This window comes from Streptomyces alboflavus (assembly GCF_000716675.1).
GTDB lineage: Bacteria > Actinomycetota > Actinomycetes > Streptomycetales > Streptomycetaceae > Streptomyces > Streptomyces alboflavus.
Genome location: NZ_JNXT01000100.1, coordinates 1 through 19,176, shown reverse-complemented (window position 1 = coordinate 19,176; position 19,176 = coordinate 1). Strand labels below are relative to the sequence as shown.

At 73.0% G+C, this 19,176-nt stretch carries 15 protein-coding genes and 1 tRNA gene; 5 read left to right on the top strand and 11 right to left on the bottom strand.

Features of this window, described 5'->3' with window-relative positions:
- Positions 1-279: 279 nt before the first annotated feature.
- Both OO63_RS39525 and OO63_RS39520 read right to left on the bottom strand, forming a co-directional pair.
- Positions 280-999, bottom strand: a complete 720-nt coding sequence (locus OO63_RS39525; protein WP_030360634.1) for a TetR/AcrR family transcriptional regulator — start codon at positions 997-999, stop codon at positions 280-282.
- A complete protein-coding gene (locus OO63_RS39520) occupies positions 996-2,027 on the bottom strand; it encodes an acyl-CoA desaturase (RefSeq protein ID WP_051811693.1) in 1,032 nt (343 codons plus the stop codon). Before OO63_RS39520 ends, OO63_RS39525 begins: the two co-directional genes overlap by 4 nt.
- A 354-nt stretch (positions 2,028-2,381) precedes the next feature.
- Here OO63_RS39520 and ppc point away from each other — a divergent pair, with 354 nt between their 5' ends.
- Positions 2,382-5,150: a phosphoenolpyruvate carboxylase gene (gene ppc, locus OO63_RS39515; protein WP_030360636.1), complete on the top strand. Its 2,769-nt coding sequence runs from the start codon at positions 2,382-2,384 to the stop codon at positions 5,148-5,150.
- 76 nt (positions 5,151-5,226) lie between these two features.
- Here ppc and OO63_RS39510 read toward each other — a convergent pair whose 3' ends face one another.
- The 7 genes from OO63_RS39510 to OO63_RS39480 all read right to left on the bottom strand — a co-directional run bounded on the left by OO63_RS39510 (position 5,227) and on the right by OO63_RS39480 (position 10,857).
- Positions 5,227-5,682 (bottom strand): hypothetical protein, encoded by a 456-nt coding sequence (locus OO63_RS39510; protein ID WP_030360637.1) that lies wholly within the window; start codon positions 5,680-5,682, stop codon positions 5,227-5,229.
- A gap of 64 nt (positions 5,683-5,746) precedes the next feature.
- Positions 5,747-6,343, bottom strand: coding sequence for an aminoacyl-tRNA hydrolase (gene pth / locus OO63_RS39505; RefSeq protein WP_030360638.1), 597 nt, complete (start codon positions 6,341-6,343; stop codon positions 5,747-5,749).
- 88 nt (positions 6,344-6,431) lie between these two features.
- Positions 6,432-7,022 (bottom strand): 50S ribosomal protein L25/general stress protein Ctc, encoded by a 591-nt coding sequence (locus tag OO63_RS39500; protein WP_030360639.1) that lies wholly within the window; start codon positions 7,020-7,022, stop codon positions 6,432-6,434.
- A gap of 191 nt (positions 7,023-7,213) precedes the next feature.
- Complete coding sequence (locus OO63_RS39495; protein ID WP_030360640.1) at positions 7,214-8,200, bottom strand: ribose-phosphate diphosphokinase; 987 nt, start codon at positions 8,198-8,200, stop codon at positions 7,214-7,216.
- Positions 8,201-8,325: 125 nt separating this feature from the next.
- On the bottom strand, positions 8,326-9,792 hold the full coding sequence (gene glmU / locus OO63_RS39490; RefSeq protein ID WP_030360641.1) for a bifunctional UDP-N-acetylglucosamine diphosphorylase/glucosamine-1-phosphate N-acetyltransferase GlmU: 1,467 nt from the start codon (positions 9,790-9,792) through the stop codon (positions 8,326-8,328).
- A gap of 116 nt (positions 9,793-9,908) precedes the next feature.
- A tRNA-Gln gene (locus OO63_RS39485) sits at positions 9,909-9,979 on the bottom strand.
- A 20-nt stretch (positions 9,980-9,999) separates the two neighbouring features.
- A complete protein-coding gene (locus OO63_RS39480) occupies positions 10,000-10,857 on the bottom strand; it encodes a helix-turn-helix domain-containing protein (RefSeq protein WP_030360642.1) in 858 nt (285 codons plus the stop codon).
- Between the two features lie 190 nt (positions 10,858-11,047).
- Here OO63_RS39480 and OO63_RS39475 point away from each other — a divergent pair, with 190 nt between their 5' ends.
- Entirely contained in the window at positions 11,048-12,391 is a 1,344-nt protein-coding gene (locus OO63_RS39475) for a sensor histidine kinase (RefSeq protein WP_030360643.1), read from the top strand.
- Positions 12,392-12,421: 30 nt separating this feature from the next.
- Here the strand turns inward: OO63_RS39475 and OO63_RS39470 are convergent, their stop codons facing one another.
- Complete coding sequence (locus OO63_RS39470) at positions 12,422-12,910, bottom strand: SUKH-3 domain-containing protein (protein ID WP_030360644.1); 489 nt, start codon at positions 12,908-12,910, stop codon at positions 12,422-12,424.
- An 83-nt stretch (positions 12,911-12,993) separates the two neighbouring features.
- Complete coding sequence (locus OO63_RS39465) at positions 12,994-13,560, bottom strand: YwqJ-related putative deaminase (RefSeq protein WP_030360645.1); 567 nt, start codon at positions 13,558-13,560, stop codon at positions 12,994-12,996.
- A 266-nt stretch (positions 13,561-13,826) separates the two neighbouring features.
- On the opposite strand from OO63_RS39465, the gene OO63_RS39460 reads away from it, so the two are divergent.
- The 3 genes from OO63_RS39460 to OO63_RS47260 all read left to right on the top strand — a co-directional run bounded on the left by OO63_RS39460 (position 13,827) and on the right by OO63_RS47260 (position 19,002).
- Entirely contained in the window at positions 13,827-14,816 is a 990-nt protein-coding gene (locus OO63_RS39460) for an SMI1/KNR4 family protein (RefSeq protein WP_030360646.1), read from the top strand.
- A 7-nt stretch (positions 14,817-14,823) separates the two neighbouring features.
- On the top strand, positions 14,824-17,745 hold the full coding sequence (locus OO63_RS42700; RefSeq protein WP_051811691.1) for an SUKH-4 family immunity protein: 2,922 nt from the start codon (positions 14,824-14,826) through the stop codon (positions 17,743-17,745).
- 303 nt (positions 17,746-18,048) lie between these two features.
- Positions 18,049-19,002 (top strand): hypothetical protein, encoded by a 954-nt coding sequence (locus tag OO63_RS47260; RefSeq protein ID WP_051811689.1) that lies wholly within the window; start codon positions 18,049-18,051, stop codon positions 19,000-19,002.
- Positions 19,003-19,176: the final 174 nt, after the last annotated feature.

Genomic DNA, 19,176 nt, shown 5'->3' with positions numbered 1-19,176 from the left:
GGTGGGTGGGAAAGGTCCCCGCGGAGCGGGGACGGACGGCTGCCGCCGGCGTTCAGCGGGGGCCGACCGGGCCACAGGCCGCCTCTCGAGGGTGCCGGGCGCCCCTCTCAGCCGCCGCGCGCAGCGCGGTGGGAAGAGCCCACCGCGCCGCGCGCGGGTACGACACCGTCGGGCGGGCGGCCCCCCGCACCCGGGGCACCCGCACCCGGCGCACCCGCACCCGGGGCACCCGCACCCGGCGCACCCGCGCACGCCGCACCCGCCCCCGACAGCGTGACGTCAGGACTTGCGATGGCCTATCAGGCGCGGCTTCGGCTCCAGGCCGTCCAGGCCGTGCCAGGCGAGGTTGACTAGGTGGGCGGCGACTTCCGCCTTCTTGGGCTTGCGGACGTCCAGCCACCACTGGCCCGTGAGGGCGACGCTGCCGACGAGGGCCTGGGCGTACAGAGGGGCGAGCTTGGGGTCGAAGCCGCGGGTCTTGAACTCCTGGCCGAGGATGTCCTCGACCTGCGTGGCGATGTCGGAGATCAGGGAGGCGAAGGAGCCGGTGGACTGGGGGATGGGGGAGTCGCGGACCAGGATGCGGAAGCCGTCCGTGTACTCCTCGATGTAGTCGAGGAGGGCGAAGGCGGCCTGCTCGCACAGCTCGCGGGGGTGCCCGGCGGTGAGGGACCCGGTGACCATGCCGAGGAGCTGACGCATCTCGCGGTCCACCACGACCGCGTACAGACCCTCCTTGCCGCCGAAGTGTTCGTACACGACGGGCTTGGAGACACCGGCCTTCGCCGCGATCTCCTCGACCGACGTGCCCTCGAAGCCCTTGGCGGCGAACAGGGTGCGGCCGATGTCCAGCAGCTGCTCACGGCGCTCGGCGCCGGTCATCCGGGTCCGGCGGGCCCGCCGGGGCTTGTCGTTGTTCGAACTCGCGGAGCCCTGCGGGGCCCGGGCGGAGCGCGTCGTGCTCGGATTGCTGGGGTCGGTCGCCACGTGGTCCATCATGCCGCGTCTACGGCCTGGGGCTTGCCAGGGGCGGGAATCGCACCGGTCCCGTCCGCGCCGTCGGGCCCCTTGCGGCGGGCGTCGATCCGGGACTTCGTGGGCCACCGCACGTCGTACGCCCAACCGAGCTGTTCGAACCAGCGGATGAGCCGCGCGGACGAGTCGAGCTGGCCGCGCATCACACCGTGGCGGGCGCTCGTCGGGTCGGCGTGGTGCAGGTTGTGCCAGGACTCGCCGCAGGACAGGACCGCGAGCCACCACACGTTGCCGGAGCGGTCGCGGGACTTGAAGGGGCGCTTGCCCACGGCGTGGCAGATCGAGTTGATCGACCACGTCACGTGGTGGAGGAGCGCCACCCGGACGAGTGAGCCCCAGAAGAAGGCCGTGAACGCGCCCCACCAGGACATCGTGACCAGGCCGCCCACCAACGGCGGCAGCGCGAGCGACACCACGGTCCACAGGACGAACTGACGCGAGACGGCCCGGATCGCCGGGTCCTTGATCAGGTCGGGCGCGTACTTCTCCTGCGGGGTCTGCTCCTCGTCGAACAGCCACCCGATGTGCGCCCACCACAGGCCCTTCATCAGGGCGGGGACCGTCTCGCCGAAGCGCCACGGCGAGTGCGGGTCGCCCTCGGCGTCGGAGAACTTGTGGTGCTTGCGGTGGTCGGCGACCCAGCGCACCAGCGGACCCTCGACGGCCATCGACCCGGCGACCGCCAGGGCGATCCGCAGCGGGCGCTTCGCCTTGAAGGAGCCGTGCGTGAAGTAGCGGTGGAAGCCGATGGTGATGCCGTGGCAGCCCAGGTAGTACATGAACACAAGGAGGCCGAGGTCCAGCCAGCTGACTCCCCAGCCCCAGGCCAGCGGCACCGCCGCCAGCAGGGCGAGGAACGGGACGGTGATGAAGAGGAGCAGCGCGAGCTGCTCCACGGAGCGCTTCTGTTCACCACCGAGGGTCGCGGACGGGAGCGGGGCGCCCGCCGGCGCCCCCTCTGATTCTTCGATGACGTCGGGGCTCGTGGTCATAGGGGCTTCCCCTGGGGGGTCGAGGGTGACTGCGGGAGATGCGGTGCTCGGGAAATCCGGAGGTGTCGACACGCGCCGTGCGGGAAGGCACCGGACGGACGGGTGCCCGTGGAAGGGCCGCTCATACGCGTGGCTACGGGACCGTAGGTTACGGCCTCGTAAGTATCGCAGTGCGCGGCATCGCGGCAAGAGGCCGCGAGTCCGCCCGACCCGGCGACACCTATCCTTGGATCGGTCGGACAGCGCGGTCCGCTCTGTATCTCCCCCGGTTCCACGGCCGGGACCCCTCCCAGACGTGCCCACCCCCGTTCTCCGTCCCGGAAACGGCGGGCTTCACCGCAAGGAGCCGCACCTGTGAGCAGTGCCGACGACCAGACCGCTACCACGGCCACCGCGAGCACCACGTCCACCTCGGCCGGGACGAACAGCGAGCTGCGCGCCGACATCCGTCGCCTCGGCGACCTCCTCGGCGAGACCCTCGTACGCCAGGAGGGCCCCGAGCTCCTGGACCTGGTGGAGAAGGTCCGCCGCCTGACCCGCGAGGACGGCGAAGCCGCCGCGGCGCTCCTCGGCGGCACCGAGCTGGAGACCGCCGCGAAGCTGGTGCGCGCCTTCTCCACCTACTTCCACCTCGCGAACGTCACCGAGCAGGTGCACCGCGGCCGTGAGCTGCGGGCCCGCCGCGCCGCCGAGGGCGGCCTCCTCGCCCGCACCGCGGACCGCCTCAAGGACGCCGACCCCGAGCACCTGCGCCAGACCGTCGAGCACCTGAACGTGCGCCCGGTCTTCACCGCGCACCCCACCGAGGCCGCCCGCCGCTCCGTCCTGAACAAGCTCCGCCGGGTCGCCGAGCTCCTGGAGACCCCGGTCATCGAGTCCGACCGGCGCCGCCACGACACCCGTCTGGCCGAGAACATCGACCTCGTCTGGCAGACCGACGAGCTGCGCGTGGTCCGCCCCGAGCCCGCCGACGAGGCCCGCAACGCCATCTACTACCTGGACGAGCTGCACGCCGGCGCCGTCGGCGACGTCCTGGAGGACCTGACCGCCGAGCTGGAGCGCGTCGGCGTGCAGCTGCCGAGCGAGACCCGCCCGCTGACCTTCGGCACCTGGATCGGCGGCGACCGCGATGGCAACCCGAACGTGACGCCCGAGGTCACCTGGGAAGTCCTGATCCTCCAGCACGAGCACGGCATCAACGACGCCCTGGAGCTGATCGACGAGCTGCGCGGCTTCCTCTCCAACTCCATCCGCTACACCGGCGCCACCGAGGAACTCCTCGACTCCCTCCAGTGCGACCTGGAGCGCCTCCCGGAGATCAGCCCCCGCTACAAGCGCCTCAACGCCGAGGAGCCCTACCGCCTCAAGGCCACCTGCGTCCGGCAGAAGCTGGAGAACACCAAGCAGCGCCTGGCCAAGGGCACCGCGCACGAGCCGGGCCGCGACTACCTGGGCACCGCCGAGCTGCTGCACGACCTCACGCTCATCCAGACGTCGCTGCGCGCCCACAAGGGCGGCCTGTTCTCCGACGGCCGCATGAACCGCACCATCCGCACCCTCGCCGCCTTCGGCCTGCAGCTCGCCACCATGGACGTGCGCGAGCACGCCGACGCCCACCACCACGCCCTCGGCCAGCTCTTCGACCGGCTCGGCGAGGAGTCCTGGCGGTACGCCGACATGCCGCGCGAGTACCGCCAGAAGCTCCTCGCCAAGGAGCTGCGCTCGCGCCGCCCGCTCGCGCCGTCCCCGGCGCCGCTCGACGCGGCCGGGGAGAAGACGCTCGGCGTGTTCGGCACGGTCAAGAAGGCCCTGGACGTGTTCGGGCCCGAGGTCGTCGAGTCGTACATCATCTCCATGTGCCAGGGCGCCGACGACGTGTTCGCCGCCGCCGTCCTCGCCCGCGAGGCCGGACTCATCGACCTGCACGCGGGCTGGGCGAAGATCGGCATCGTGCCGCTCCTGGAGACCACCGACGAGCTGCGCGCCGCCGACGTCATCCTGGACGAGATGCTCGCCGACCCGTCGTACCGCAGGCTGGTCGCGCTCCGCGGGGACGTGCAGGAGGTCATGCTCGGATACTCCGACTCCTCCAAGTTCGGCGGCATCACCACCTCGCAGTGGGAGATCCACCGCGCCCAGCGCCGACTGCGCGACGTCGCCCACCGCTACGGCGTCCGCCTGCGGCTCTTCCACGGCCGCGGCGGCACCGTCGGCCGCGGCGGCGGCCCCTCCCACGACGCGATCCTCGCCCAGCCCTGGGGCACCCTGGAGGGCGAGATCAAGGTGACCGAGCAGGGCGAGGTCATCTCCGACAAGTACCTGGTGCCTTCCCTGGCCCGGGAGAACCTGGAACTGACGGTCGCCGCCACCCTCCAGGCCTCCGCCCTGCACACCGCGCCCCGCCAGTCCGACGAGGCCCTGGCCCGCTGGGACGCCGCGATGGACGTCGTGTCCGACGCCGCGCACTCCGCGTACCGCAGGCTCGTCGAGGACCCGGACCTGCCGACCTACTTCCTCGCCTCCACCCCCGTCGACCAGCTCGCCGACCTGCACCTGGGCTCCCGGCCCTCCCGGCGCCCCGGCTCCGGCGTCTCCCTCGACGGCCTGCGCGCCATCCCGTGGGTGTTCGGCTGGACCCAGTCACGGCAGATCGTGCCCGGCTGGTTCGGCGTGGGCTCCGGACTCAAGGCGCTCCGCGAAGCCGGACTCGACGCCGTCCTCGACGAGATGCACGAGCACTGGCACTTCTTCCGGAACTTCGTCTCCAACGTGGAGATGACGCTCGCCAAGACCGACCTGCGCATCGCCCGGCACTACGTGGACTCGCTGGTGCCCGACGACCTGAAGCACGTCTTCGACACCATCGAGGCCGAGCACGCGCTCACGGTCGCCGAGGTCCTGCGCGTCACCGGCGGCGAGCGCCTGCTCGACTCCAACCCGGTGCTCCAGCAGACCTTCTCGATCCGCGACGCCTACCTGGACCCGATCTCCTACCTCCAGGTCGCGCTGCTCAAGCGGCAGCGGGACGCGGTCGCCGCAGGCGACGAGGCCGACCCGCTGCTCGCACGGGCGCTGCTGCTCACCGTCAACGGCGTCGCGGCGGGGCTGCGCAACACCGGCTGACGCGGCGCCTCGACGTGGACGAGGGCCCCTCACCCGCGCGGGTGAGGGGCCCTCGTATATCCGCCAGGCCGGTGCCTCAGAGGCTCAGCGCCGCGAACGCCGCCGACAGCTGGATCCCCCCGGCGAGCGCGAGGACACCCGCCACCCGGTTCAGGCGCAGCCCCCCGGCCACCACCACCGCGGCAAGGAGCAGCGCGCCGCCCAGCGGCAGCCACGCGTGCAGGAAGCCCGGACCGCCGCTGCGGACGGCCTCGTCCGAGTCGGGCTTGACCACGACAGGGATGCGTTCGCCCTTGGGCGTCGCGACCGAGCGGTCGATGACGACGCGGTCGCGTGCCGTGCTCCCGGACGCGGGGGCGTAGGGGCCGGTGCAGGTGTCGTCGCCACAGCGCGCGAGGGACAGCGTGCCTCGCTCCCGCCCTCCGTCCGACAGCATCACGTACCGCGCCGAGTCCCACGACGCCCAGACACCGGCGGCCAGGATGAGGGCGGCAAGGATCCCTGCCGCGCCCCGTAGTACGTATGCGGGCATGGCGGCGATCCTTGGGGAGGGCGGCACGCTGCGTCAACAGGCGACGGCGTGAACGTCCCCTACGTCAGGAGTTGTACGTGCCCTGCGCCCGCTCAAGACCCTCGGTCACCAGGCACTCCACGGCGTCCGCGGCCCGGTCCACGAAGTAGTCCAGCTCCTTGCGCTCGGCGGACGAGAAGTCCTTGAGGACGAAGTCCGCGACCTGCATCCGGCCCGGCGGACGGCCGATGCCGAAGCGGACCCGGTGGTAGTCGGCGCCCATCGCCTTCGTCATCGACTTCAGACCGTTGTGGCCGTTGTCGCCGCCGCCCAGCTTCAGGCGCAGCACGCCGTAGTCGATGTCCAGCTCGTCGTGGACGGCGACGACGTTCGCCGTCGGGACCTTGTAGAAGTCGCGCAGCGCGGTGACGGGGCCGCCCGACAGGTTCATGTACGAGCCGGGCTTGGCGAGGACGACCCGGCGGCTGCCGGGGCCCATCGGGCCGATCCGGCCCTCAAGGACGTGCGCCTGCGCCTTGGCGGCCCGCTTGAAGCTGCCGCCGATGCGGTCGGCGAGCAGGTCGGCGACCATGAAGCCGACGTTGTGGCGGTTCATGGCGTAGCCGGGGCCGGGGTTGCCGAGACCCACGATCAGCCAGGGGGCGCTGGGGTCCGTCGTCATCTGTGTGTCTCCTTCATGGCACCTTCATAGCGCAACCGCCGCCCAGCGCCAGGGCGCTGAGCGGCGGTCGGTACTACTGGATCGAGGCTCAGGCCTCGGCGGCCTCGTCGCCCGCGGCCTCGGCCGGGGCCTCCTCGGCCTGCGCGGCCAGGACCTGCAGGACGACGGTGTCGTCCTCGACGGCCAGGGAGACGCCCGAGGGCAGCGCGATGTCCTTGGCGAGGACGGAGGCACCGGCCTCCAGGCCCGCGATGGAGACGCTCAGGGACTCGGGGATGTGGGTGGCCTCGGCCTCGACCGGAAGCGCGTTGAGGACGTGCTCCAGGAGGTTGGCGCCCGGGGCGAGCTCACCCTCGGCGACGACGGGGACCTCGACGTTGACCTTCTCGCCGCGCTTCACGAGGAGCAGGTCGACGTGCTTGAGGATGCCCTGACGGAGGGCGTCGCGCTGGACCGCCTTCGGGATGGCCAGCTCGGACTTGCCCTCGATGTCCAGGGAGATCAGGACGTTGGAGGTACGCAGGGCCAGGAGCAGGTCGTGGCCGGGCAGGGTGATGTGGACCGGGTCGGTGCCGTGGCCGTACAGGACGCCGGGGACCTTGTCCTCGCGGCGGATGCGGCGGGCGGCGCCCTTGCCGAACTCGGTACGGACCTCGGCGCTGAGCTTGACCTCAGACATGGTGCACTCCTCGTAGAAAAGGTGAACTGACGTGGTCACCCGGCCACGACTGGCCTGCTACGAAGAGCGCGTCGATAACGGACCGCCACACCGTGCGTTCGTGAAAACGCGAGTGCGGCCTCCCTCGCCGAGCAACTTCGACAGTCTACTCGGCGACGGAGGCCGCACCAAAAGGATCTTGCGGGCCGTGCTTACGCGGGGCCGCTCTGCTCCTCGAAGAGGCTGGTCACGGAGCCGTCCTCGAAGATCTCCCGGACGGCGTTGGCGATCGTCGGGGCGATCGAGAGCACCGTGATCTTGTCGAGCTCCAGCTCGTTCGGCGTCGGCAGCGTGTTCGTGAACACGAACTCGCTGACCTTGGAGTTCTTCAGGCGGTCCGCGGCCGGACCCGACAGCACACCGTGCGTGGCCGTCACGATGACGTCCTCGGCGCCGTGCGCGAACAGCGCGTCCGCGGCGGCGCAGATCGTGCCACCGGTGTCGATCATGTCGTCCACCAGGACACAGACGCGGCCCTCGACGTTGCCGACGACCTCGTGCACGGTGACCTGGTTGGCCACGTCCTTGTCGCGACGCTTGTGCACGATCGCCAGGGGGGCGCCCAGGCGGTCGCACCAGCGGTCGGCGACACGCACGCGGCCGGCGTCGGGGGAGACGACCGTGAGCTTGTCCCTGTCGACCTTCGCGCCCACGTAGTCCGCGAGGATCGGCAGCGCGAAGAGGTGGTCGACGGGCCCGTCGAAGAAGCCGACGATCTGGTCCGTGTGCAGGTCGACCGAGACGATCCGGTCCGCGCCCGCGGCCTGCAGCAGGTCCGCGACCAGGCGGGCCGAGATGGGCTCACGGCCACGGTGCTTCTTGTCCTGGCGGGCGTAGCCGTAGAACGGCACGATCACGGTGATGCTCCGCGCGGAGGCGCGCTTGAGGGCATCGATCATGATCAGCTGTTCCATGATCCACTTGTTGATCGGAGCCGTGTGGCTCTGGATCAGGAAGCAGTCCGCGCCGCGCGCCGACTCCTGGTAGCGCACATAGATCTCACCGTTGGCGAAGTCGAAGGCCTTGGTCGGCACCACGCCGATACCCAGCTGATGCGCGACCTCCTCGGCCAGTTCGGGGTGGGCGCGGCCGGAGAAGAACATCATCTTCTTCTCGCCGGTCGTCTTGATCCCGCTCACAGCACAGTCTCCTCAGACGTGTTCCCTGGCCGCGAGGTGCCCTCGCGCCAACCAGCCGATTTCATGCACCTATCAGGTTTCGTGCACCTATCACGGTACGCGGTGTCAGGCGCACCTGTTTCCGGTCAGCCTTCGCCGGCCGGGGTCTCGGAGGCCCGGGAGGCGGCCTCGGCGGCCCGCGCCGCCGCGCTTCCCGGACGCTTGCGGGCCACCCAGCCCTCGATATTCCGTTGCTGGCCACGGGCGACGGCCAGCGAACCGGCCGGTACGTCCTTCGTGATCACGGAGCCGGCGGCGGTGTAGGCGCCGTCGCCAATCGTGACGGGAGCCACAAACATGTTGTCCGAACCCGTCTTGCAGTGCGACCCCACCGTCGTGTGGTGCTTGGCCTCACCGTCGTAGTTCACGAACACGCTCGCGGCGCCGATGTTGGAGTACTCACCGATCGTCGCGTCGCCCACGTAGCTCAGGTGCGGGACCTTGGTGCCCTCGCCGATCGTGGCGTTCTTCATCTCCACGTACGTGCCCGCCTTGGCCTTCACGCCGAGCCGGGTGCCGGGACGCAAGTACGCGAACGGACCGACGCTCGCCCGCTCGCCCACCTCGGCGGTGTCCGCGACCGTGTTGTCGACGCGGGCGCCCGCGCCCACCGTGGTGTCCTTCAGGCGGGTGTTGGGGCCGACCTCGCAGCCCTCGCCCAGGTGCGTGGCGCCCTGGAGCTGGGTGCCGGGGTGCACCACGGCGTCGCGCTCGACGGTGACGCCCGCGTCGATCCACGTCGACGCCGGGTCGACCACGGTGACGCCCGCGAGCATCGCCGCGGTGAGCAGCCGGTCGTTCAGGACCCGGCGGGCGTCGGCGAGTTGGACGCGGTTGTTGATGCCCGCGATCTCGCGGTGGTCGTCGGCGACACAGGCGCCGACGCGGTGCCCGGCCTCGCGCAGGATGCCGAGGACGTCCGTCAGATACTCCTCGCCCTGGCTGTTGTCGGTGCGGACCTTGCCGAGGGCGTCCGCGAGGAGCTGCCCGTCGAAGGCGAAGACACCCGAGTTGATCTCGCGGATGGCGCGCTGCGCGTCGGTCGCGTCCTTGTGCTCGACGATCGCGGTCACGGCGCCGGACGCGCCGTCGCGCACGATGCGGCCGTACCCGGTCGCGTCGGGCACCTCGGCGGTCAGGACGGTCACCGCGTTGCCGTCGGCGGAGTGCGTGGCGGCCAGGCTCGTGAGCGTCGCGCCGGTGAGCAGCGGGGTGTCGCCGCAGACCACGACGACCGTGCCGTCGATGCTGTCGGGGCCGCCGCCCAGCTCCTCCAGGCCCATCCGCACGGCGTGGCCGGTGCCGTTCTGCTGGGCCTGGAAGGCGGTGCGCACCTCGGGGTCGATCCCGGCCAGGTGCGCGATCACGCGCTCGCTCTCGTGTCCGACGACGGCGACCAGACGCTCGGGGGACAGCTCGCGGGCGGCGGCGAGCACGTGCCCGACGAGGGAACGGCCGCAGATCTCGTGCAGGACCTTCGGCGTGGCCGACTTCATACGGGTGCCCTCACCCGCTGCGAGGACGACGACGGCTGCCGGGCGATTGGCGCTCACAGGGGTGCCCTTCGGCTTCGGATGCTTGGGGAGTGGACATCCGCAGGATACCGGGGCGTAGTGGGGCGGAAATGAGTGCGGGCCCCGACCTTGGGGTCGGGACCCGAACTTCATTGCTCCCGGGGGAGGACTCGAACCCCCATGATCAGATCCAAAATCTGACGTCTTGCCCTTAGACGACCCGGGATTTCCGCTATGTCCGATTCGCTAGATCGGCCGCGTGCCGGCGCCTACTATGCCGTACCAGGCGCCTTCGACGCGACGATACAGGTCGGCGCTCTGGAGTGTGTAGATCGCGAGGCAGCCGCGATAGGTCTCGCCCGTGTTCTTCCTGATGGTCTTCGGGTTGTGCCGCTTGAGGGTCGCCTTCTGGAAGGTCGCGGCCGGTACGCCCGCCAACTCGGCCCAGAACTCCTCGGCTTCGGTCACGTCGGCCGATTCGTGGATGCTCACCCGGAAGCGCAGTCGCTCGCGCTCCACGCCGAGCACGTCGAGCCAGCGCAGGTAGAGCGCGATGACGTTCGGGTCGCTGTTGATGAACGCCAGCCGCTCGCGGCGGCTGTACGGCTTGTCCTTGGCGCCCTCCGCCCAGTAGAGCACCACGCCCAGCAGGAACACCTCGCGGTCCGAGAGGGCGCCCACCTCCATCGCTGCGGCCGCCTTGGTGCGCTGGCGCTCCTCGTCCCGCACCGCGGACTCGTGCTCCCACCGCTTGCGGGCCGCCAGCGTCGCCTGCTCGGCGGGGGGCCGCCGCTCGGGCTTCGGCAGATCCCGCACCCACAGTGAGATCGAACTCTTCGAGCACCCCAGCTCCGCCTGGATGCGGTCGTAGGTCCAGCCTTCGAGGCGCAGTTCCCGCGCCTTCGCCCGCAGCTCGTCCTTCGCGTTCGGCCGCCGCGTCCACTCCGGCGCGGGCTCTCCCTGGACCAGGCGGTTCAGGAGGTCGTTGTTGAAGACCTTCAGGCGGTCGCGGATCTGGCGGAGGCTGCATCCCTCGCGGCGCAGGGCGATTGCTCGTGCGCGGAGGTCTTCGTAGTCGGCGTATGTGCCGGTGGTCTCTGTCATGCGGTCACCCTCGTCCGGAATGCGGACGTCCGGGGTCGAAAATCCGGGCGATTCAACTGTTCGAGGGTTACTCGGTGGTTTCGCCGCCACGGGGCACCGGCCGGTACCAGAACGTGCCCCGCCCTGCCCGGGATCACCGGGCCCGAAACTCACCGGATATGGGAGCGCCGACCCCCTTACGCTGGAAGGCATGACCACGACGGGGGAAAGCGACACCGCGGCCAGGACCGGGCCGTGGTGGTGGGAGAGGCGGCGCAGTGCCGTCCTGGACGTGGGCCTCGGCCTCGCGTCCGCGGCCGAGTGCGGTGTCGAGGGCGTGCAGTTCGCCGACGACGCGGGCATCCCGGTCGCGGTGGGCGTGGGCTTCGGGGTGCTCGCCGGGTCCGCCCTCGTCCTGCGGCGCCGCTGGCCGATCGCGGTCGTGCTGATCTCCGTCGCGATCACGCCCGCCCGCATGGGCATCCTGATGGCCATCGTCGGCCTCTACACCCTCGCCGCCTCCGAGCTGCCGCGCCGCATCATCGGCGCCCTCGCCGGCATGTCCCTCGCGGGCACCCTGATCGTCACGTTCGTCCGCACCAACCAGGACATGGCCAACGGCGACCTGACCATCGGCGAGGGCTTCATACCGTTCATCGCCATCAGCACCTCTCTCGGCGTGACCGCACCGCCGGTCCTCCTCGGTCTGTACGTGGGCGCGCGCCGCCGCCTCATGGAGTCCCTGCGCGAGCGCGCCGACAGCCTGGAGCGGGAGCTGCAACTGCTCGCGGAGCGCGCCGAGGAGCGCGCGGAGTGGGCTCGCGGCGAGGAGCGCACCCGTATCGCCCGCGACATGCACGACGTGGTCGCGCACCGCGTGAGCCTGATGGTCGTGCACGCGGCGGCGCTGCAGGCCGTCGCCCGCAAGGACCCCGAGAAGGCCGTGAAGAACGCCGCCCTGGTCGGCGACATGGGCCGCCAGGCGCTGACCGAGCTGCGCCAGATGCTCGGCGTGCTGCGGGCCGGCGACGCCCCGCCGAAACCGGCGCCCGCCCCCGCCCCCGTCCCTCTCGCCGCCGTCGGCGAGGCCGCCGACCGGGCGGCGCCCCGCGCCGAGCCCGCCGTCGGCCCCACCGCCCCCGACCTGCCCGAAGGCCCGTGCCTGGCCGAGCTGGACGAGCTCGTGGACCAGTCGCGGGCCGCGGGCATGGCCGTGGACCTGTCCGTGGAGGGCGACACCCGGGGGTATGCGGCCGACGTGGAGGAGACCGCGTACCGCGTCGTCCAGGAAGCCCTCACCAACGTGCACAAGCACGCGGCGGGCGCGAAGACCTATGTGCGGCTCGCGCACCGCGCCGCCGAGATCGCCATGCAGGTCGAGAACGGCCCGCCGCCGGAGGCGGGACCGGCCGAGGTGCTGCTGCCCAGCGGCGGCAACGGCCTGGTCGGCATGAAGGAGCGGGTGACCGCGCTCGGCGGCGTGTTCGTGTCCGGGCCGACGGACGCGGGCGGCTTCAAGGTGTCCGCGGTGCTCCCGGCGTCGGCCGGTCAGTGATCTTCCTCATACGGGTCGGTGGGCGGGGCCTCAGCCCGTCGTGAGCCGTACCGGCTGGGTGCCCGCGACGAGGGTGGTGAGGGCCTGGTCGAGGTGGCGGCCGAGGAACCAGTCGCCGCTGTGGTCGAGGCTGTAGACCCGGCCCTCCGCGTCCATGGCGAGCAGCGCCTGCGTCTGCGTCTCCTCGCCGAGCGGGCAGACCTCCGTGCCGAGGGCCCGGCCGAGGTCGCCGAGGGTGCGCGCCATGTGCAGGCCGTACATCGGGTCGAGGTGCAGGACCGCCGGGGCTATCTGGCGGCCCGGGCCCTGCGGTGTGACGTGCAGCCCGCCGAACTCCGCCCAGGCCTCCACGGCTGCGGGGAACACCGCGTGCTGGTGGCCCGCGGGTGAGGTGTGGCGGCGCAGGACGTCGGCCCAGATCTCGGCCTGCTTGATGTCCCAGCGGCCCGGCGCCCAGCCCGCGGTGCGCAGGGCGGCGTCGACGGGCACGGGGAAGCGGGTGGAACTGTCGGTGTGCATGGCATGGCCCTCGTGGTGCGGGTGCGGATGGCGGCGGCCGGTGCGCGGGGCACCGGGGGTCGTCGGCTGGGGGGCGCCCCGCGTCACGCGTCGGGCGCGGTCGGGTCGACGACGCGGACGCCGAAGTGCGCGGTGAGGGCGGTGCAGGAGCGGCACGGGCGGGCGAAGGCGCCGTGCAGGGGGTCGCCGTCCTCGCGGATGCGGCGGGTGGTGAGTTTGGCGTGCTTGAGGGCCTTGCGCGCTTCGCCGTTGGTCATCGGCTTGCGCGAGGCCCGTTTGGAGCGGCCGGCGTCGGCGGTGGTCAGGTGCCGGGAGATGAGGACGGCTTCCGCGCACCGCCCGGTGAAGCGTTCGCGCTGGCCGCTGGTGAGGGTGTCGAGGAAGTCCTGGACGAGCGGGTGCAGGTCCGGTGGGTCCTCGCCGCGCCTGGGGGTGCTGGTGAGGGTGGTGCCGCGGACCGAGAGGGCGGCGGCCACGGTGGGCAGGATGCCGTCGCGGCGGTGGTGCAGGACCGGGGCGCCGACGGGCTCGCTGCTCCAGCCGACGCGCGGGTCCCCGGGCTCGGCCGTCGCGGTCGCCCCGGTGGTCGGGCCGGGTGCCGTGCGGGTGGTTCCGGAGCCGGTGACAGGTGTGCCGTGCGCGTTGGACATGCCGCTTGGTGCCGTGTGCATGTGGTGTTTCCCTCCCCGTGCCCGCGGTGTCAGCCGCTGGTGCCACGCCCCCGCGTTGCGGGAACAGACTGCCAAATGGGGCGCGTGGTGCGGAAGCTGGGGCTGTACGACACGCCTGGGTTTCGCCTCTGGGTGACTGGCTCGTGGCGGGTGGTCACGGTTTCGGGGCCCGGTGACCGGTGTCGTGCTTGCGCATAGGCTGTCGGCGTCCGTGAACCTCACAGTGCCGCAGGAGGGCATCCGCCATGACGCAAGGTGGGCCAGGTCGGCTCGGGCAGCAAGCCGCGCCGCCGAACGCGGCCTACGCCGGGCAGGTGGTCCACTTCCCGGACCCGGTCCGCGCCGCCCGCCACCCCAGAGGGGTGCGGGTCGACGGTGACGGCTACCCGGACTTCTCGCCGTACGCGCGCGCCGCCGCCGAGATCGCCGAGCCGCCCGAGGGCTTCGGCGTGGACGAGCTGCGCCTGACGGACTACGTGTCGGCGAACGCGGCGCTCGCGGCGTCCGGTCACGAGTTGTGGGACACGATCCCCGCGGTCGCGACCCCGCATGGCTGGACCTGGCACCACGCGCCGCGCGGCCGCCGTCTGGAGCTGGTCCCCGTCGAGGTCAAGGCGCTGTTGCGGCACCACGGCGGCATCTCCACGGCGCCCGTCGACCAGAACAAGCGCGGCACTCGCCCGCTGCAGGAGACGCGTCCCGCGCACCTGGCCCTGCCGAAGGCGGCCGTCGCCGTCACCGAGGCCCAGATCACGGGCGTCGAGGAGGACCTGGGCTACCGCCTGCCCGGCGCCTACCGTTCCTTCCTGAAGGCGGCGGGCGGCTGCGCCCCGGTCGGCACGGCTCTCGACGCGGAGCTGGGGCTCCTCATCGACCAGCCGTTCTTCACGGTCCGCGACGAGGCCGCGATCAACGACATCCTGTACGTCAACAAGTGCCTGCGCGACCACCTCACCAAGGACTACCTGGGCGTGGGCTTCGTGCAGGGCGGTCTGCTCGCCGTGAAGGTCAAGGGTGACCGGATCGGCTCGGTGTGGTTCTGCGCGTACGACGACGTGCGGGACGTGGACCCTTCCTGGGCGCCGGCCGAGCGTGTGCAGCGGCTGCTGCTGCCGTGCGGCGACGACTTCGACGCCTTCCTCTCCCGGCTCGCGGGCAGTCCGCCCGAGCTGGAGACCGTGGCGAACCTGATGGTGGACGGCGGCTTCGCGCGCGCCGTCCCGGTGGGGGAGTGAGCTTCCGATGGTGACCTTCGCGCAGGCGCAGGAGCGCGCCGAGGAATGGATCAACGGTGATGTGCCGGGCCCCGGCCACCGCGAGGTGCGGGTGCGGGAGTTCGAGCTCGGCTTCGTGGTGTGGGCGGAGGACCGCGAGGGCGGCCCCCGTTCGGACGGCGGCCGCCAGCGGCTCGTCATCGCCCGGGACAGCGGCGAGGCGACGCTGTGGCCCGCCCTGCCGGTGGGTGAGGTGATCCGCCGTTACGAGGAGGAGTACGGCGTGCCGGACGCGGCGCCCGAACCGACGCCCGAGCCTCCGCAGCGGATGGACCTGAATCAGACGTCGTTCTTGTTGAGCCCCCCGGAGTGGCTCCAGGAGGCGGCGGACAAGCTGGGCATTCCGGACCGGCGCGGCTCCGGCGGTGACGCGGGCGGGGGTGCGCACGGTGGTTCCGGTGCGGATTCCGGTGCGGATTCCGGAGCGGGAGTCGGCGCGGGCGCCGGTGCGGGATTCGGTGCCGGTGCCGTCGCGGCCGGTGCTTCCGGGCAGCCGGAGGGCGAGCCGCTTCCGACCATGGCCGGGCCCGGCCCGGCCGCCGCCCCCGCGGCTCCTCCGGCCGCGCAGCCCGCTCCCGGTGTGCCCGACGGCGGTACGCCGTGGCCCGCGGCCGGGGCGCCGGGTGGCGACCAGGGCTCGGGGGCCGGTGGCGACGCGGCGGCGCCGGGTGTGCCCGCGTCGGCGACGCCGTGGGCCGGGACGGACACGAACACCGACGCCGACGACGTGGCGGTGCCGCTGCCCGCCACGGTGTTCTCGCCGCCGCTGACGTTCGACGGCGGCGAGGGCGACGAGGAGCAGCCGCCCTCGGCGTCCCCCGAGGCCAAGACCGCGCTGATGTCCGGCGGCAGCCAGCTCCCGAGGACGGCCATCGCGCCCGCCCTCGACGAGCCGGCGCCGGGTGCGCCGGGTGCGGGGCCGAACCTGCCGCCGCCGCCCGCCGGTGCCGCGGTGACCGGTCCCGACCTGCCGCCCCCGCCCGCGGGGTACGCGCCCGCCGCGCCGCCCGCCGGTTCGCCGGTCGGCGGCCCGAACATGCCGCCGCCTCCGGCTGGTTCCGCGGTGGGCGGTCCCCACATGCCGCCGCCTCCGGCTGGTTCTGCGGTCGGTGGCCCGAACATGCCGCCTCCGCCCGCCGGTTCGGGAGCGGGTACGCCGCCTCCGTACGGCTATCCGCAGGGGCAGGACGCGTCCGGCGCGGGTGCGCCCGGCGCCCCCGGTGCTCCTGCCGCTCCTGGCGTTCCCGCCGGGAGTACGCCGCCTCCGGGCGCGCAGCCCGCTCCTGGCGCTCCCGCGCCGGGGGCCACTCCGCCACCGTCCGGGGCCGGTGCTCCGGGTGCGCCCGCGGGGGGATACGTACCGACGCAGCTGATGTCGCCGCTCGGCCCGGACGGGCAGACTCCTGGGGCTCCTGCCACGCCTGCGGTTCCTGGTGCGCCCGGTGCTCCGCAGCCGCCTGGTGCGCCTGGTGCGCCGGGTACGCCTCCGGGTGGGGTGCATCACGCGGCGACGATGCTGGCCGACCCGAGCCTGGGTGGCGGCCTGAAGCCTCCGGGTGCTCCTGGCGCCCCCGGTGCTCCGCAGCCTCCCGGCCCGCCCGGCGCCCCTGGAGCTCCCGGCGCCCCCGGCGCGCCACAAGCCCCCGGTGCGCCTGGCGCCCCCGGCGCCCCGGGTGGCGGCGTCCACCACGCCGCCACCATGCTCGCGGGCCCGGCTGTCGGCGGCCCTGGCGCACCCATGCCGCCCGGCGCCCCCGGCGCACCCGGAATGCCCGGCGCCCCCGCCGCACCCCTGCCTCCCGGCGTGCCCGGTGGCCCGGGCGCCCCCGGCATGCCCCCGCCCGCCCAGGGCATGGCCCCCGGCCAGGGCATGCCCCCCGGCCAGCCGTACGGCTACCCCCAGCCGCCGACCGGGCAGCCCACCGTCGGACCCGGCTACCAGGCCGTGCTGCGCTACCGCGCGCCCGACGGGTCCGAGCAGCAGGTCATCCGGCGGTCCGCGCCCGGGACGCCGCACCCGGAGTGGCAGATCTTCCACGAGCTGCGCTCCATGAACATCCCGCCGGACCAGGTCCTCGAACTCCACACCGAGCTGGAGTCCTGCGACCTGCCGGGCGCGTACTGCGCGCGGATGATCCGGGAGACCTGGCCGCAGGCGCGCATCGCCTCGATCGCGCCGTACGGCAAGGACCACGCCTCGCGGCAGCAGGGCATGCACCAACTGCTCGCGCACCAGGGTGAGTTGCACCAGGTGGCGGACGGCCCGGCGCGCCCCGCGCCGGTGCGTGCGCCGCTGCCGCAGGTGCCGCCCGCGCCCGCGGTGCCGCCGGAGGGCGTGGCCCAGGAGCTCGCGGGGGCGTTCGGCCCCGGCGTCTTCCGCTTCGACCAGCGGGCGGTGTCCCGCCAGGGCGTGCCGGACGTGGTGGCGCACACGCTCGTCGTGGCCGGGCTCCCCGTCGACTTCGGGCCGTTCTTCTGGGCGCAGGCCCAGCCGGGGCGGCCGGTGCCCACGCTGGCCGAGATGGCGCAGGAGCGGGGCGTGCAGCCCGCGTCCGACGCCGGTTCGTACCTCGTCATGGGCAGTGACTTCGGGCGGGCGATCTGCGTCCAGTACGGCACCGCGAACATCGTGGCCGTGCCGGTCGAGGCGGGCCCCGGCGGTGCGCCGGTGCCGCCGCAGTTCGTGAACACGGGCCTGCCCGAGTTCGCCCGCTGCCTCGGGCTCCTCGGCCGCATGTGGCGGCTGCGCTACGGGCTCAACCAGGAGCAGGCGGGCCGCTGGACCGTCGACTTCCAGACCCAGCTCGCCGCCCTCGACCCGGCGGCGCTCGCGTCGCCGGAGAGCTGGTGGTCGGTGCTCCTCGAGCAGATGTGGGACGGACTCCTGTAACCCGTACGAGGCACGGGGAAACAGCTGAACGAGGCGCCCGACCTGGGGATCAGGCCGGGCGCCTCGCTCGTGCGCGCTCGCGTACGCGGGTGGCCCGAGGGGCTCGCTCAGAGCTTCGTCGTACTGCGGAACGACAACCCGATTCCGACTTCTGACCCCAATTGACGCATCCTTGACCGGATGGGATGGGCGGAGTGTCGCGTTATGACCACTTCCGCTTGATCCATCAAGATGTGCGCCAATCGCGTTGTACGCGGTCGGCGTGACGGCGAGAGTTCGTGTGGGCGAAAGAGGGGATCAAGGATGAGCGGCAGCGGTGTGTCGGTATCACCTCATGGCTTCGTCGCCGTGCGCGGGCGCGGCTACCGTCCCGGGCAGGTGGACGTCTACGCCGACGCCCTGTCCCGGGACCGCGACGCGGCGTGGGAGCGCGCCGCCCGCCTCACGGTCCTCGCGAAGGAGATGGACGCCGAGGCCGCGCACATGCGCGAGGTCGTCGCGCGGCTCGCTCCGCAGACGTACGAGTCGCTGGGGCAGCGCGCGCAGTACCTGCTCGCGCTGACCGAGGAGGAGGCCGCGGCCGTGCGGGACGCGGCGGCGGCCGCGGCGCGCGAGACCGAGGAGGCCACCGCCGCGGGCGTGGCGGCGCTCACCGGGGCCGCGCGGGCGTACGCCGACTCGGTGGTCGGCGAGGCGGAGGAACGGGCCCGGCAGCGGCTGCTCGCGGCCGGCGCCACCGCGGACGAGATGCGGGTGGCCGCCCGTACGGACGTGAAGCAGTGGCGCGGCGAGGCGCTGGCCGCGCTGCGGGACATGCGGCAGCGCACCAGTGGGCTCCTCGCCGACCTGGAGAAGGAGCACGCCGAGCGCTGGGAGGCCGCCGAGCGGGAGATCGCCGAGCGGGAGGCCGAGGCCGAGGCGCACGAGGCGTCGCTCGTCGCCGCCGCCGAGGCCCGCCTCGCCGAGGCCGAGCGGGCCAGGGCGCAGGCCGAGGAGGCCGCGCGGCACGGGCAGGAGGACGCGGAGGCGCGGGCCGCGGATGTGTTCGCGCGGGCGCGGATGCGTCAGGAGCGGGTCGGGCGGGAGACGGAGCGGGTCCTGCGGGAGCACGGGGAGCGGTGGGACGAGGTGCGGGCGCACATGGATCATGTGCGGAGCAGCCTCGCCGCGCTCACCGGGCGGGGCGCCTTGGAGGACGGGGCCCACCCCGTCGACCCCGACACGGTCCCTGGCCCGACCTCCGGCACGGACTCCTGACCCGGGGGCGGCCCGTGGCCCGGGCCTCAGCGTCGCCCCCCGCGCCACACTTGCCGTCGCTCGCCTGCGGCCCGGCGGATCCCACGTCCCCGCCGCTGCGCGGCGGTTCCGCCCCACCCGCCCACCCGTTTACCCCCGACCGGACAGTCCCCCCCCCGCACCCCCACACCCACC

Bases quoted from the DNA above. Each gene is read 5' to 3' on its own strand.
- OO63_RS39480 (WP_030360642.1), bottom strand. From the start codon at position 10,857: ATGACAGAGACCACCGGCACATACGCCGACTACGAAGACCTCCGCGCA.
- OO63_RS39465 (WP_030360645.1), bottom strand. From the start codon at position 13,560: ATGTCCAACGCGCACGGCACACCTGTCACCGGCTCCGGAACCACCCGC.
- OO63_RS39500 (WP_030360639.1), bottom strand. From the start codon at position 7,022: ATGTCTGAGGTCAAGCTCAGCGCCGAGGTCCGTACCGAGTTCGGCAAG.
- OO63_RS39525 (WP_030360634.1), bottom strand. From the start codon at position 999: ATGATGGACCACGTGGCGACCGACCCCAGCAATCCGAGCACGACGCGC.
- OO63_RS39520 (WP_051811693.1), bottom strand. From the start codon at position 2,027: ATGACCACGAGCCCCGACGTCATCGAAGAATCAGAGGGGGCGCCGGCG.
- pth (WP_030360638.1), bottom strand. From the start codon at position 6,343: ATGACGACGGACCCCAGCGCCCCCTGGCTGATCGTGGGTCTCGGCAAC.
- OO63_RS39470 (WP_030360644.1), bottom strand. From the start codon at position 12,910: ATGCACACCGACAGTTCCACCCGCTTCCCCGTGCCCGTCGACGCCGCC.
- OO63_RS39460 (WP_030360646.1), top strand. From the start codon at position 13,827: ATGACGCAAGGTGGGCCAGGTCGGCTCGGGCAGCAAGCCGCGCCGCCG.
- OO63_RS39475 (WP_030360643.1), top strand. From the start codon at position 11,048: ATGACCACGACGGGGGAAAGCGACACCGCGGCCAGGACCGGGCCGTGG.
- OO63_RS42700 (WP_051811691.1), top strand. From the start codon at position 14,824: ATGGTGACCTTCGCGCAGGCGCAGGAGCGCGCCGAGGAATGGATCAAC.
- OO63_RS47260 (WP_051811689.1), top strand. From the start codon at position 18,049: ATGAGCGGCAGCGGTGTGTCGGTATCACCTCATGGCTTCGTCGCCGTG.
- OO63_RS39510 (WP_030360637.1), bottom strand. From the start codon at position 5,682: ATGCCCGCATACGTACTACGGGGCGCGGCAGGGATCCTTGCCGCCCTC.